Consider the following 14,787-nt stretch of genomic DNA (forward strand, 5'->3'; position numbering starts at 1 on the left):
GGGTTAATTTTCTAAATATGGAGGGTTTTTAGCGTGACGCAAAACGGGATTGTGTTGGTTGTGAGTGTCTCGATTCTACATGAAGATAAGCTGCTTATGATTAAAGAAAACAAAGAATCTGTCAAGAATACATGGAACTTCCCGTCAGGGAGAATCGAGTATGGTGAAGATATTCTAGACGCGGCACGTAGAGAAGCAAAAGAAGAAACTGGCTACGACGTTCAACTTACAGCCACTACTGGTATTTATAATTTCATTAGTAGTACAAATCATCTGGTTATTTTGTTTCATTTTACTGGTGAAATCATCGGTGGTTCTCTTCTGTTAAATGCAACTGAGATCATTGATTCGAAGTGGATAGCACCTACGGATCTGTTAATTCCAAATTTGATGGAGCTACGCGATAAAGCAGTAATTATTCAGATTACAGAAAATTTGATCTCTCAAAAGGAATACTCATTAGCCTTATTCAACAGATATTATGGAGATATTCCTCGACCAATAGATTTTTCGAATGAGGTGACAATAATGTCACGTTGAAATCAAAATTGTTATGCGAATCGATGGGAATATATAGTCATTCACCCATATACTTAGACTTGTTAAACGAGTTTATTTTGGTAAAGGGGATATCTTCTGATGACTGATGTAATAAAAGCAATAATACTTGGCATCATAGAAGGCTTAACAGAATTTTTACCTGTATCGTCTACTGGACATCTTATTTTAGCAGGCAATTTGCTTAACTTTGAGGGAGACGCGGCAATAACCTTTAAAATTGTTATACAATTGGGCGCAGTGATGGCAGTTCTTATTCTTTATTGGAAAAGGTATATGGAGATTGGGTCAAACTTAATTAAAATGGAATTTTCAAAAAGTAAAGGATTAAACGTAATACATATGATTTTGGCTATGTTACCAGCATTAATCGTATATCTTCTACTAAAAGACACTATAAAAAGCCAATTATTCGGCCCAACACCTGTCTTAATTGGTCTAGTTGCTGGTGGTTTGTTAATGATTATCGCAGCTAGGAATAAGAGAACTAACAGCGTTGATACGATTGATGAGATTAGTTATAAACAAGCTTTTGGGATTGGCTTATTCCAGTGTTTGGCTTTGTGGCCGGGTTTTTCGAGATCAGGTTCGACCATTTCAGGTGGCCTTTTGCTCGGTACTAGCCAAAAAGCTGCCGCAGATTTTACGTTTATTATTTCTGTACCTGTTATGTTTGGTGCTACCTTGTTGGATTTATACGATAGCCGTGAGTTACTTAGTTTAGACGATTTATATCTAATGTTAATTGGCTTTATTACATCTTTCCTTGTGGCTATGATCGCGGTAGTGACGTTTATTAGACTAATCAAGCGACTTCGATTGGAGTGGTTTGCTCTATACCGTTTTGTATTAGCAGCTCTTTTCTATTTTATCGTCATACTGTAATTGTAAACTATAGCTTATAAACTCTCTATTAACTAACGGGCAGGATAGTTCAGAAAATGGTACTATATTGAAAATAAGTTGTCTAGGTAAAAAGGGAAAGAGGAGAGGAGTAGGGTTATGGTTAGTAAAGAAATAAGGGAGATCATCGAAAATTACATCAAAGCATACAATAAATTTGAAATTGAAAGAATGGCTGAACTTTTGCATAAGGACATACTATTCAGAAATATTTCCAATGGAGAAACCACAACGGAGACCAGAGGAATTCAAGCATTTAAGGAGTTGGCAGAACAGTCGTCAACCATGTTCTCCAGCCGTCGTCAGACAATTACCGATTACAGTGTTATACATGACAAAATAGAGGTAGGAATCGATTATGAAGGTATTCTTGCCATGGACTTTCCTAATGGATTAAAAACCGGAGATACGTTGCAATTAAAAGGAAAGTCAATATTCGAAATTAAAGAAGAAAAAATCTCATTGATTGAAGATCACAGTTGAGTTAACCACATGTTTTTTTTAACTAACGTGATAACATCTACAAGTGTGTTTTTCAACGGTGAAAACACCGCTTATCATCTCAAATAGAAAACAATGCCTGAAACATGAGAGAGCCGATAACCGCGTAATAGGGTTATCGGCTCTGCGTCTGTACGGCTAGCTCTTGGACATGCATTAATCAGCAACCTCTCGGTTATGTCACTTGTTGCTGGTCTTCTTGATCAAGTCCACACCATCGTATGCCAGACTTTCCACACTTGCTGCCTTCTGCAGTATGTAATGATCAAAAAAGTTCTTCGTAAAGTCTGTAACAAGATTTCGCATCTCCATAGCATCCCGTTCGCCTCTGAGTTCCTCATTAACACTGGTAAACACGATGTCGCAGTAATCTAAATGCGCAACACGATCAACAGAGAAATAATAGGTTTCCATGCTATTGTTAGCGCCAATTATCGCATTCATATTATAGTTAGGTTCACAAAACAGTAGCAAGAAGGGTTTCTTAAGATCGCTGTCAAGAAGGCCGAACGCACCGCTATCCAAGCCAATCCCGCAGGCGAACCGGTCGTCATCCCGACAAACAATCGCCGTCGTAGGCCCTCCGTAAGAATGTCCGACTATGCCCATGCCCATGTCGAGCAACAATCTGCCCTTAAAGATGGAGTTCAGCTCTCCAGAGTCCAGTTTGTAAAGATAATCAGCTACATACCTAACATCTTCAGCCTGTAATTCACTATACTCTGTTAACTTGGCAAGTATCGGCAGTGCAAGCACGTTACGGCACATCTCAATGGCAGTTTCATCGTCAGGCCGCATCTCCATCTTACCAGCCAACGCAAGCATCTCCGGATCTTCAGAAAACGCCATAATGACATCCGAAAAATCCTTGGATACATTAAACAGTCGCCCATCTTTACGCTTATACATCGTGCTATTCTGATGGCCGATGCTTACCACAACATATCCCATGCTTGCCATGTCCGTACAGATCACTGTACCCCATTCTGGAGAACCGCCCCCGCCGCAAACATAGAATAACACCGGATAGCGCATTTCCTTCCCGGAGAGAGCAAGGTCGTCGTAACACTGGGTCTTGATATCTATAGAGAAAAAATCCTTCTCTTTAAAATACGCAGTGACAAGTGGCTGCTCATTAAACATCTCGTAGACTTCAGGAAACATGTACGTTGATGTAGTCTTACCTTCGCTACTGTCGGACGGATAGTACACAAACGCCGTCAGTTCTCTTTTTGAGCAATCTGATGCCGTGTACTCGAAATCCATCTGGGTTCGACCGACAGTATAGCCGCCAATTGGTTCTGGAAATGCGTCATAAGTTTTCATTTTCTTGTTCCCCCTTAATAATAAAAGTGGCGAATGTGAAATACATACAACATTGAGCTATAAGCGCTTTTCAAAACTGTGAAACGATTACATCCTATCTTCAGTGAATCATATCTACTCCTTGGCTTTCTTGAGATCGCTAACCATTTCAGAATATTTATGATCTTCAAGCAGCCCATGACCCATAAATTCAGCAAAGTACTTGCTGATCTTATGCTGCAGCTCAGAGTCCTTAATATCGAATTCCCTAAAAAACATGATTAAATTAAGCTGCATTGACTCAAACATAAAAGAAATCAGGTCGTCGTCAATATCAGGTCGGAGATATCCATCAACCCTCATTCGGCGTAAAATGTCCTTAATCAAGGGGAATGACTCGCCCTTTAGCACATTCACATATACTTTAAGCAAAATGTTCTCAGGAATATATGATAATGTTTTAGTGAGTTTGACTTCCAACTCATTCAGTGGTTCGGTCACCATGCCATTAGCGTTACCAAATAAGCCAGTAAGGAAAAACCGGAAAAGGGAATCTTCATTACTGTTATTAAAATACGCAGCTCTTTTCTGGGTCACATTACGTATTAAGAGACAATAAAGGTCATCTTTGTCTTCAAAATACCGATAAAATGTTCCGGGGTGCATGGACAAACTATCCAAAACCATCTTCATAGTTATATCCTCATAAAGATGATCAACAAAAAGATGCATAGCGCTATTAGATATTTCCTCGCGCCTCGCTTCATCTAAACGAAAGAAAGTACTTTTTGGCATAGATTACTCCTTAATGTGAGGTGTGAATTGATTCACACTATATAGATAATCAATTCACATGTCAAGTCGTATTGAAATATGAATATCATTATAAAAGAGTAAAATCATTGCATAGAAAATTACTTAACTTCTGGAGGAATAGATTTCTATCAGCAAGGATATACTTTCGAAGAATCCGATTCTTTACTTATCGTTCTCAATATGTTAATTTATTTATGGGAGGAGGGAAACCGAATGGCACGTACCAAAGAATTTGATGAAAATGTAGTTCTAGATAAGGCAATGAAGCTCTTTTGGGAACAAGGTTATGAAAAGACTTCAATGACGGATCTAGTTGAGCATATGGGTATCCATCGGAGAAGTTTGTATGACACCTTTGGCGACAAACATACCTTGTTTCTGAAAGCAATCGATCGATTTCGAACTAAAGTAAATACCGAGCTTGCAGGAGTAGTTAAAGGCTCTGAGACTGCTGTTGATGCTCTTCAATTGATTATTAGTTACATGATATATGGGAATGGGGATAAAGAATCACCTTCTGGTTGCTTAATGGTGAATTCAGCTGTGGAATTAGCTATGCGCGATATAGATGTGGATTCAAAGGCCACTGAATCATTTACACTAGCGGAGCAACTGTTCAAGGATATTATTCTGTGGGGACAGAAGAATGGAGAATTGACCCTAGATTATGATGCCGGAGTACTGGCAGCACATCTGAATGCGGTTGGTATTGGGTTGAGGGCAATGGCGAGAACTTCCATTCCTAAAGAGAACCTGCAGCGTACTGCCAATATCTCTATAAAACTCTTAACTAAATAACTCTAGGTTAAATGTCATCTAACTATCCATGTTTATTCTTTTTTTTGAATGATTGTTCTAATATGGTGAACCAACAAAGTTCTCTTTTTGAAGAGATCATTCTTTTGCTGATTTTAGAATGATCATTCTTATATTATAGAGCATATCCCTCCTTCAGCTAAGAAATTGTATCTTCACAATGAGAAGAATACACAAATGTTGTTATGGAAAAATAAACTACAAAATTTAAAGGAGCATTAATTATGAAATTTTCGGAACAAGTCGCATTTGTCACTGGTGCCAACCGAGGTCTTGGTCGATATCTAACGCTAGAACTTCTATCCAGAGGAGCAAAAGTTTATGCAGCAGCAAGAAATCCAGAAAGCATTGATATTCCGGGTGTAATCCCTGTGAAACTGGATATTACCAATCCTCAAGAGGTGATTGAAGCTGCTAAGATCGCTCAGGATATAACACTTCTAATAAACAATGCCGGATCGTCAACAGGTGCATCATTACTTGAAGGAGATCTAGATCAAATTTATTTAGAATTTAACACACATTTCTTTGGTACCCTTTCCATGGTTCGTTCTTTTGCACCAATTATGACTAAAAACGGCGGTGGTTCGATTCTGAATATTCTTTCCGTATTGTCTTGGTATAGTTCCGGTACTGTTGGTGCTTATACAGCTGCAAAAGCTGCTGAATGGGCTTTGACGAACGACCTACGTTTAAATCTCCACTCACAAAATATCCGAGTAGCGGGGTTACATGTTGGCTTTATGGAGACAGACATGACATCGGGCTTAGAAGTTCCGAAAGTTAATCCCTTGGACGTTGCAAAAGCAGCGATTGATGGTATAGAAGCTGACAAATTTGAAATTCTTGCGGATGATGTTAGTCGCCAAGTTCAAGGTGGACTTGCAGGTGGTGTAGCTGCACTATACCCCCAACTTTCCTAAGATAGGGGGCTTGGATATTGAGCAGAACGGTATTGATTACCGGTGCATCGCGTGGCATTGGCAAAGAACTAGCGGATCGATTCGCCAAAGAAAGATTCAATTTGGTATTGGTAGCACGTAGCGAAGAGAAGATGGTGTCTCTCGCGAAAGAGTTTCAGATAAGGTACGGTGTCCAAGTGACTGTCATCGCTAAAGATGTCGCGTTGCCGGGTGTGCCGGAGGATATCTACGAGGAATTATCAGAGAAAGGCATTGTAGTGAACTACCTTGTTAATAATGCGGGTTTTGGTTTGTATGGAGAATTCTTGGATTCGCAGTTGGAGCAAGAGATGAACATGATTGACATCAATATTAAGGCTCTAACAACTATGACAAAGGTCTTTCTACCGGATATGGTCAAAGCGAATGCAGGCGGTGTACTGAATGTAGCGTCGTTAGTTTCTTTTTTTCCGGGACCTTTGATGGCAGTCTATTATGCAACAAAGGCTTATGTTCTATCATTCACTGAAGCATTGGAAAATGAGCTGAGTGGTACTGGCGTGACTGTATCAGCACTATGTCCGGGGCCAACAGCGACTAGTTTCATTGATCATGCAGGGCTAACCTCTTCAAAGTTGTTAGATAGGGGTGTCATGGAGGTGAGTCAAGTGGCGAATGAAGGTTATCGTAAATTTATGCAAGGGAAGACATTAATTATTCCTGGAAGACGCAATCAATTTATGGCCCTTTTGCCTCGATTACTACCACGCAGATTGATGACGCATGTTGTTAAAACTGCACAGAGCAAAGTGGAACAATGACTAAACGGAGCAATAAATAAATTGAAGGGATGATTTGAAAATGGAAAAATTGTGGAGTAAGATCAAAATCGGAAATCTGGAATTGCCGCATCGTTTAGTGATGGCACCAATGACGCGTAGTAGAGCGCAGGAAGATGGTACACCAGGAGAGCTAAGTGCCCTTTATTATTCACAGAGGGCGTCAATGGGATTACTTATTAGTGAAGGTACGCAACCTTCTGATGACGGTCAAGGTTACTTGAATTCGCCGGGTATCTATACGGATAAGCAAATTAAGGGATGGAAGAAGATAACAGATGCTGTACACGGAGCAGGTGGATATATGTTTATCCAATTAATGCATGTTGGACGTATGTCACATCCTGAAAATACCCCGCATCATCGTCAGCCAGTCGCACCCTCTGCGATTGCACCTGGATTAGAAATGTTTACTGCTAAAGGGATGCAGGAAATCCCTGTTCCACGTGCCTTAAGTGAAGAAGATATTCAAACGACTATTTTGGACTTCAGAAAAGCAGCAGCAGCAGCTATTGAGGCAGGAGCTGATGGTGTTGAAATTCATGGAGCCAATGGTTATTTAATCAATCAATTCTTTGGGGTAAATTCTAATCAACGAACAGACAATTACGGTGGATCTATAGAGAACCGTGTTCGCTTTGCTATTGAAGTAACAAAAGCAATCGTTGAAGAAATAGGAGCAGAAAAAACAGGCTTCCGTATTTCACCAGGGACGCCTCTGGGGGGGATTGATGAAGGCGAACAAAGTCATGAACTTTATCTTCATCTTGTTAAAGAATTATCCCAATTTAATTTGGCTTACCTTCACGTTATGCATTTAGGCAATGAAACACTTCTTCGTGAAATACGTTCAATTTGGTCAAATCCATTATTGGTCAATCGCGCTGGGAGAGCACGTGAAGACATTAGTATTGATATTGAAAATGGTATTGCTGATATGATACCAGTGGGTGTTTGGTCACTAGCTAATCCAGATTTAGTAGAACGTCTAAAACAAGACGCTCCCTTTAATGAAGTCGACGGTACAACATTATACGCTGGCACTGGAAGCGCGGGTTATACGGATTATCCTACGATGAACGAAATTGAATCTCAACACAAGTAAGAGCGACAAACACTAATGGCGTACACCTAGAGTGTACGCCTTAATCACCTTGCGTTTGAATGGGATTAACGTAAACATTTATGCATCAAATAATCAATGCATCAATTCAACCATATAGAGGAGTAAATCACAAAACAGGTAATACAATAAGGAGCCGTACACATTTGCACGGCTCCTTATTGTATCAAGAGCACTGATTCATATGGACGTAGGAGTGCTCAAACTACAGGTTCATTCTGCTTTTTGAAATACTGCTCAATCACCAATTCGAGCACAGGTCCGGGTTCTAAACGCTGTAGCTGGGCCAGGTCACCGAATTCCATGCGGTAGGGCTGTTCGGTACTGCTTGGAATCCAGTAGGGCAGAGGTTTGCCGTTGGAATCCAGTCCATTCGGATCACCTGTCGCGATGAAATTGGACAGATAATTACACATCTGGCGTGCCAGGTCATAATGTTTACCAATGAAAGGCCGCCAGCATTTGGCGAGTGTTTCGAAGAAAAACCACAGATCGACCGAGTGGAACGTTCCTGGCTGATCCCAGCCGGGAATCTCTGCATCGAAGTTATAATAATAGAGCGGTGTTTCGGACGGATGACCGCTGTTTGACCGAATTGCGAGTTGAATCGCATACTCAATCATGCGGACAGAAGCCTGCTGCAATGCATGTTCGAGATCGATCGTATCGGCTTCACATCTCTGCAAAAAGACAGGAGCATCCTCGCCAAAAAGTTCAGCAGCCATCTGTTTCAGTTCCTCCATACTGCTTACCGCAGGTCGGGTCCAGAACTCGGAGGAGGTATGCCCAAGCATCACAGGAACGAGTTCGCGCTTATGCTGCATGAAACGGGTGAATGGATCAGCTGTACAGAACTGTCCATCGATGACTGTTCCCCAGAAGCTTTTATATTCCAGCATTTTATCCCTTAGAGTGACCGCATCCAACTGCCTTGCTTCAGCCAGCGAGGATACGCCCAGAAACCGAAAAAATGCAGCACCTTCCTGCTCGGCATCACCCAGTGTACCGCGAACAGCTGGTACACGCACCTTCGGATACAGTTCGGTCGCGATACCACTCATGATGACAGCACGCTGGAACAAGCCTTTGTTTTGCGGCGAAGTCATCTGGCTAAGTACACTGCCACCGCCTGCAGATTGTCCGCCAATCGTGATCTGATCCGGGTCACCGCCGAATGCGGTAATATTACGTTTGACCCAAGCTGTACCTGCCTGCTGATCCAGATGTCCAAAGTTCGCAGGTGCATGCGGGGATTCAGCGCTGATCTCGGGATGACACAGGAAGCCAAACGCATTCAGCCTGTAGTTTACGGTAACCACCACAATGCCTCTGCGGGCAATACGTTCACCGTCAAATTCCATTTCAGCTGTATGACCTACTTGAAGTCCGCCGCCAAAATACCAGACAAACACAGGCAGCTTCTCATCGGTTCGTTTGGCAGGTGTCCACACATTCAAATACAGACAATCCTCGTTCATCGGCAGGTCGGGATCAACAGCCCATTCCCGCGTATAGATGTTATTATCATCGATGACGGTTGGAGCCTGCATCGAGGTGGGGGCAAAATCAAAAGCTTGCAGCACTCCCTCCCAATCGGATGCAGGCTGCGGTGCGCGCCAGCGATTTGGGCCTACCGGAGGTGCGGCGAATGGGATACCTTTAAAGCTCGTAATACGCGGGTCTGCAGCAGGCAGCCCCTGAACTTGACCATTTTCCACCGTAACTGTTCTAAGCAACACAACATTCTCCTCTCTGAATTAAACATCAATATGCATGTCGAGCCAAACTGTGTGGTTGCGCTTACAAATCTGCTGGGATAGCGGCCCTCTATCTCTATCACAAGCAACTTGAAGCCTTGTTCCCAGCATCGAAATTAAATCAATAACTCCCCATTATGATATATAATGACTGGTAACAAGAATGGAGGTGCCGGATGTGGACTCGTTATGGAGAGACGGGAGCAGGGCGAGCCAGGTTTATTTTATCAGCGGCGGCCATAAACCGGTAAATCTTCACCAGTGGGGACCTGGCGTGCGTGACGTCTATGCACTGCATTACATCATTCATGGGCAGGGCACACTGGAAACGGGCGGGCAGAATTTTCGGCTGGGTGCGGGAGAGAGCTTTATCATTTTTCCGCAAAAAGAAATCTATTACTACCCCGATCCTGCCGACCCGTGGGAATACGTATGGATGGAGTTCAACGGGCGAGACGCAGGACGATTCATAGAGTTAACACAGCTTACGGTCCAGTGCCCTGTACTGCCAGCTGCGCCGGAAAGCTTGGAACCCTGGTTTCATCTGGCCTGGAATGCGGGGGAATCGCCAAGTGAAATGTTAAGGGCGGATGCGCGTTTGCACCTTTTATTGTCCTATTACATGGAGTTTTTCCCAAGCGAGAAGCAGGAGGAAACTAGAGATTATGTGTGGCTGGCGAGAACGTATATTGAGCAGAACTACTGGAAATCTTCCTTGACGGTTGCGGAGATTGTACAGGCCGTAAATCTGGAGCGCAGCTATCTGTTCCGCAGGTTCAAAAAAGCTACAGGCGAATCAGTTTCGGCGTATATCACGGCATGCCGCATCCGGCGTGCCTGCGAGCTGCTGAAGTCATCCAGATTGTCCATTCAATCCATAGCCTATTCAGTGGGTTACAATGATCCGCTTTATTTTTCCAGAGTATTCAAAAAGATAACATCTCATACGCCATCATCATACATGATGCTGCATCAGAAACAAATAGAACGTTAGGGAATCAAGTTCGGTTCTCTAATAGATAAGACTCACTGCGTTTAACGAAAAAGAGCACAGTTCCCCGATTCTCGGTAATAACGGATAAGCTTCTCGATCGGTTCCCGTCCACAGTTCAGCTTCACACCGAGACAATCAATGCAGAGGAATTGCTGGGCTGTGCGCGAAACCAGTTTAATATAGATGCCGACATCGTCCGAGGAGAGCGGAACGGAACAGGAGGTGCACAGGCGGTTTTGAGCCATTACTTCACCAATTTGGCCCGGACGACGAGACAATCATGTGCCCCAACAACTGGTGCATAACGCTCGCGGAATACACCCAGCTCCTTATGCTCCCAGCAATCGTAGAGTGACAGGGCATAACCGGCGGCGTAAGGCAGTCCCATATCCCAGAATTGAAGGGACAGCTCGCGCTGACTGTCGCTCAAGTTGAAGAAACCGATGGCGAGATCTCCGTCTGTCAGCACCTTCACCAGCATGAATACATCGTCTGTGTGGAACCACTGCGGCTCGGGTTTGATGCGATAAGCACCGCGCGCCTCAACGTCTTGGTTGATGGCAAGCAGGTCCGGATTCAACAAAATTTCCTTGGTGGCCTGATTGGTTTTGCGTACATCACATCCAATCATGAGCGGTGAACCCATCATGGACCATAGCGAAAAGTGGGTCTTGTACTCAATGTCGTTGCAGCCGCCGATCGTTCCGATAAAGTCGTTGTTGCTTCCCCCGTACATGCCAACAATCAGCATGTCCATGTCATTATGGCAGAAGGAACCAGTGTAGCTTTGTTTGCCGAGCTGAGAAAGAGCCAATTCCTTGACCGATTCCCAGTTGTCGCGAATGTCACCGGTGGAGCGATACATATGAGCCCCAGATTCACGAATCCAGTCATACACGTTGTCCTCTCCCCAGTTGCAGGCAGAGAACAGGATATCCCGTCCGCAGTTTTTAAGCGCAAGGCTCATGCGTTTGTATAACAGTTCGCCAGAGATATGACGCGGCTTAAAACAGTAGTCATATTTTAAATAATCCACACCCCACTCAGCAAACAGCGCTGCGTCCTGAAATTCATGCTCAAAGCTGCCTGGATAACCTGCACAAGTATGTGTGCCGACACAGGAGTACATGCCGAACTTCAGGCCTTTATCGTGGATATAATCTGCAAGCGCCTTCATTCCACTCGGGAATTTCTCGGGATCAGCGACCAAGCTGCCATCAGCATCCCGTTCCTTCAGGCTCCAACAATCATCAATGACGATGTACTCGTAACCTGCTTCGAGGTAACCCTCCGACACAAATACGTCAGCGACGTCCCGGATTAATTGTTCATTGATATCCCATGTGAAAGTATTCCATGAATTCCAGCCCAACGCAGGAGCTAATCCCATTAACGAATGGTTGCTCATAATCTCGCTTCCTTCCTAATCCTGTCTTCAAAAGTGTTGAACAGCTTGAACACAATTCATATTGCAATATAACTACAATGAACTTAAACGATAAATGCGTATTCAGCCATAGCTTGACGTTGCTTGAACATGGACAGATGTTGTCTAGGGGGATTTAACGAATGGATACATGCTTGCACTGGATGATGGGATATCGATGAAAAAAACATACCATTGCGTTTATGCTTTCTTGGGGAAGGCCGTTCTGAAAATGTACAATCAAACGAGGTTAAAACGATACAAATGACGTGGTACAACAACATTGTTTCATTCAAAGTCGCTATTATAGCGGCTATTTTTTGTAGGCTTTAGCCAGTTGAGTGCGTAAAGCGCGCGAAACAAAAAACCACCCGCTATGCGAGTGGAGAGGACGAGGGTAAGGATACATGTTCTTGCGAAACCTGAGGACAAAAACATATATCTGACTTGGTGTCTAACGACACAAAAGTGGCACATTGTAGAAGCTTTATCCCTGATTTATTTTCAATGTCCGAGAAAATGAAAGAACGCTACTGACATACTGTTGGCAGTAGGGGGCTTGTATAATCAAGACATCCAAAGTGAGAGTGAGGTAATTTACATGACTCTATAATAAAACGAATGGATCGCCGATGCTTATTTCGACGCGATGGCGAATGACCTACTCATGTCAGTATTACAACGAATAACATAACAACCCCATATAACAAAGGAGGACATTAACATTATGTCAGCAATTGGACCCGACTTCATTTCACTTCAAGTGAGTAATCTTGAAAGCTCTGCAGAATTCTATCAAAACTATCTTGGGCTGGTTCGCTCACAGGCAGGGCCACCTCATGCTGTAGTCTTTGAAACAAAACCTATTGCATTTGCTCTTCGTGACCTGTTGCCTGAAACAGAACTCGGTTCAGGTACTCAGCCTGGACTTGGTGTCGCTCTGTGGCTTTATGCTCCCAATACGCAAGAAATACACGACAAGCTTATTGCAGCAGGCGTAAAGATTACATCTTCACCAATAGATGGACCATTCGGACGAACTTTTTCATTTGCCGACCCAGACGGTTACCTGATTACCCTTCACAGTAAAGCCTAATACGAAAGTGTATCTAGCTTAACAATGGTGATAACTTCTTCTGTCACAGTGAGCCAAATGTTAGTACAACATTAAGACCTTATTCCTAAAAGTTGTATTCTCCCCGTACGGTAGACAGGTGAAATCATAGATCCTGTTACTGTGAGGGGAGTTTTTTCATCTCAGGTTCACGAACATATGCGTCTTCATTAGCGATCCTATCGAAAATTGCAGTCTCAACGTTCATGGGATACCTAAAGGAAAAGTTTGCTAATAATTCTTCGAGATGCATGTCCAGCTCAAATATAAATATGGAAATTGAGAATTCTGGGAGCAAACCACCCGTTGGACGGGTGGTCATGATTATGCTAAATGGTAATTTACGCTATAAAAAGATCTGCCTTAGCCATGGTGAAGTCAAGGCAAGTGTCTCAGCAGAAAATATTGTGGAAATAAAAACCAAAATAACGATTGCTAAATCAGTGACTGTAAGGTAATATTCAATCATCAAAAGAAAATCTAAACGTTTAAACAGCTAATGAACGATGGTTCGTATGCTTAGACAGGAGAGACCTATGAGAAAAACCAGCATAAAGGACATCGCACTTAGGGCTAATGTTTCAATTGCTACAGTCTCCTATGTACTTAACGGCACTCGTAATGTCCGTCCCGAAACGCGCAAAAGGGTCTTGGAGGCCATCGACACATTAAATTACAAACCGAACGAGATAGCTAAAAGCCTTAAACGCAATCGTACCAATACAATTGGTGTTATTACGGAGGATGTGACTGTATTTAACGCTCCGGATATTATCGATGGTATCAACGATTTTGGAGACCGTCACGACCTGCATATACTGCTCGTCAATCTTAGGCTTGATAAGCGTATCGGCCGCAATTTTCAAGACGTCGATGCGTATCGCAAGTATGCAACGAATGCCGTGTCCGAGCTACTTGGTAAACAGGTAGACGGCATCATCTACATTGGAGTTCACACTCGCGATCTGACAGGTCTGATCAATGTTGAAGACAAACCGATTATATATACCTACGGTTACACACAAGACGCTATTTCAATTCAGTATAATGATGAACAGGCATCCTATGAAGCGATGTCGTACTTGGTACGAAAGGGACACAGTCGCATCGCAATTATTAGCGGTTTGATGGATTCGATTCCTTCAAGACGCCGATTAAATGGTTATTACAAAGCAGTTACGGAGTTTGAATTGCCGTTTGACCCTACCTTGATTAAGATAGGAGACTGGGAACGAGATTCAGGCTATAGGATCGCCAACGAGCTACTCGACATGCACAATCCGCCGACTGCGATTCTGTCGATGAACGATGTTATGGGCGTGGGGGTTCTTCAGGCTGCAAAGGAGAAGGGGATTAGCGTCCCTGGAGATATTTCGGTGGTTGGTTTTGACGATAGGGAATTTAGCGATTATCTCAGCCCACGCCTGACAACAATGAGCCTACCGCTTCATGAGATGGGGTATTTGGCGATTGAAACGCTATATCGTTTGATCAATGGTGAAGACGTTCAAGACCTCACCATGCCGGAATGCCGCCTGATCGAACGTGATTCAGTTCGGATGTTAGAACCTTAAAAGCTTGGAAAGAAGCGGGTGAGTTACATTGCAAAGGGTCAAACGCGGTTAGGCTCCGCTACTCTTCTTTGGAAAGAGGTTGCATCATATCAGGAATATAATATTCCTTACCCAATATAATTTAAACGTTTAACCGAATTGCCGATATATGAAGGGGTG

16 protein-coding genes are annotated in these 14,787 nt (G+C 43.1%); 11 read left to right on the forward strand and 5 right to left on the reverse strand.

The annotated features are described in order from the left end of the window. Positions 1-33 precede the first annotated feature (33 nt). The 3 genes from AB3N00_RS02360 to AB3N00_RS02370 all read left to right on the forward strand — a co-directional run bounded on the left by AB3N00_RS02360 (position 34) and on the right by AB3N00_RS02370 (position 1,944). On the forward strand, positions 34-540 hold the full coding sequence (locus tag AB3N00_RS02360; protein ID WP_413033124.1) for an NUDIX hydrolase: 507 nt from the start codon (positions 34-36) through the stop codon (positions 538-540). Between the two features lie 99 nt (positions 541-639). Beyond that, positions 640-1,443 carry an undecaprenyl-diphosphate phosphatase gene (locus AB3N00_RS02365; protein ID WP_413033125.1) on the forward strand — a complete coding sequence of 268 codons (804 nt, stop codon included), beginning with the start codon at positions 640-642 and terminating at the stop codon, positions 1,441-1,443. A gap of 117 nt (positions 1,444-1,560) precedes the next feature. Further along, positions 1,561-1,944 carry a nuclear transport factor 2 family protein gene (locus AB3N00_RS02370; protein ID WP_413033126.1) on the forward strand — a complete coding sequence of 128 codons (384 nt, stop codon included), beginning with the start codon at positions 1,561-1,563 and terminating at the stop codon, positions 1,942-1,944. Positions 1,945-2,142: 198 nt separating this feature from the next. Here the strand turns inward: AB3N00_RS02370 and AB3N00_RS02375 are convergent, their stop codons facing one another. Beyond that, positions 2,143-3,288: a choline esterase gene (locus tag AB3N00_RS02375; RefSeq protein ID WP_413033127.1), complete on the reverse strand. Its 1,146-nt coding sequence runs from the start codon at positions 3,286-3,288 to the stop codon at positions 2,143-2,145. A gap of 114 nt (positions 3,289-3,402) precedes the next feature. Then, positions 3,403-4,062, reverse strand: coding sequence for a TetR/AcrR family transcriptional regulator (locus AB3N00_RS02380; protein ID WP_413033128.1), 660 nt, complete (start codon positions 4,060-4,062; stop codon positions 3,403-3,405). A gap of 234 nt (positions 4,063-4,296) precedes the next feature. On the opposite strand from AB3N00_RS02380, the gene AB3N00_RS02385 reads away from it, so the two are divergent. From AB3N00_RS02385 to AB3N00_RS02400, 4 genes are all read left to right on the forward strand, one after another. Next, positions 4,297-4,881 carry a TetR/AcrR family transcriptional regulator gene (locus AB3N00_RS02385; RefSeq protein ID WP_413033129.1) on the forward strand — a complete coding sequence of 195 codons (585 nt, stop codon included), beginning with the start codon at positions 4,297-4,299 and terminating at the stop codon, positions 4,879-4,881. Positions 4,882-5,123: 242 nt separating this feature from the next. Continuing rightward, positions 5,124-5,822 carry an SDR family oxidoreductase gene (locus AB3N00_RS02390; protein ID WP_413033130.1) on the forward strand — a complete coding sequence of 233 codons (699 nt, stop codon included), beginning with the start codon at positions 5,124-5,126 and terminating at the stop codon, positions 5,820-5,822. A gap of 14 nt (positions 5,823-5,836) precedes the next feature. Continuing rightward, positions 5,837-6,622: an SDR family NAD(P)-dependent oxidoreductase gene (locus AB3N00_RS02395; protein ID WP_413035172.1), complete on the forward strand. Its 786-nt coding sequence runs from the start codon at positions 5,837-5,839 to the stop codon at positions 6,620-6,622. Between the two features lie 40 nt (positions 6,623-6,662). After that, positions 6,663-7,745: an alkene reductase gene (locus AB3N00_RS02400; RefSeq protein ID WP_413033131.1), complete on the forward strand. Its 1,083-nt coding sequence runs from the start codon at positions 6,663-6,665 to the stop codon at positions 7,743-7,745. Between the two features lie 218 nt (positions 7,746-7,963). On the opposite strand, the gene AB3N00_RS02405 is transcribed toward AB3N00_RS02400, so the two are convergent. Continuing rightward, a complete protein-coding gene (locus AB3N00_RS02405; RefSeq protein ID WP_413033132.1) occupies positions 7,964-9,499 on the reverse strand; it encodes a carboxylesterase/lipase family protein in 1,536 nt (511 codons plus the stop codon). Positions 9,500-9,698: 199 nt separating this feature from the next. Between AB3N00_RS02405 and AB3N00_RS02410 the strand changes: the two genes are divergently transcribed. Next, a complete protein-coding gene (locus tag AB3N00_RS02410; protein ID WP_413033133.1) occupies positions 9,699-10,514 on the forward strand; it encodes an AraC family transcriptional regulator in 816 nt (271 codons plus the stop codon). 41 nt (positions 10,515-10,555) lie between these two features. On the opposite strand, the gene AB3N00_RS02415 is transcribed toward AB3N00_RS02410, so the two are convergent. Both AB3N00_RS02415 and AB3N00_RS02420 read right to left on the reverse strand, forming a co-directional pair. Continuing rightward, positions 10,556-10,792, reverse strand: a complete 237-nt coding sequence (locus AB3N00_RS02415) for a hypothetical protein (protein ID WP_413033134.1) — start codon at positions 10,790-10,792, stop codon at positions 10,556-10,558. Then, positions 10,759-11,922 (reverse strand): glycoside hydrolase family 27 protein, encoded by a 1,164-nt coding sequence (locus AB3N00_RS02420; protein ID WP_413033135.1) that lies wholly within the window; start codon positions 11,920-11,922, stop codon positions 10,759-10,761. Before AB3N00_RS02420 ends, AB3N00_RS02415 begins: the two co-directional genes overlap by 34 nt. Positions 11,923-12,667: 745 nt before the next feature. On the opposite strand from AB3N00_RS02420, the gene AB3N00_RS02425 reads away from it, so the two are divergent. The 3 genes from AB3N00_RS02425 to AB3N00_RS02435 all read left to right on the forward strand — a co-directional run bounded on the left by AB3N00_RS02425 (position 12,668) and on the right by AB3N00_RS02435 (position 14,628). Continuing rightward, complete coding sequence (locus AB3N00_RS02425; RefSeq protein WP_413033136.1) at positions 12,668-13,036, forward strand: VOC family protein; 369 nt, start codon at positions 12,668-12,670, stop codon at positions 13,034-13,036. 290 nt (positions 13,037-13,326) lie between these two features. Beyond that, positions 13,327-13,512: a hypothetical protein gene (locus tag AB3N00_RS02430; RefSeq protein WP_413033137.1), complete on the forward strand. Its 186-nt coding sequence runs from the start codon at positions 13,327-13,329 to the stop codon at positions 13,510-13,512. Between the two features lie 78 nt (positions 13,513-13,590). After that, positions 13,591-14,628, forward strand: coding sequence for a LacI family DNA-binding transcriptional regulator (locus AB3N00_RS02435; RefSeq protein WP_413033138.1), 1,038 nt, complete (start codon positions 13,591-13,593; stop codon positions 14,626-14,628). Positions 14,629-14,787 lie beyond the last annotated feature (159 nt).

Origin of the sequence: Paenibacillus xylanilyticus (genome assembly GCF_047246825.1) — a bacterium.
Classification (GTDB): domain Bacteria; phylum Bacillota; class Bacilli; order Paenibacillales; family Paenibacillaceae; genus Paenibacillus; species Paenibacillus xylanilyticus_B.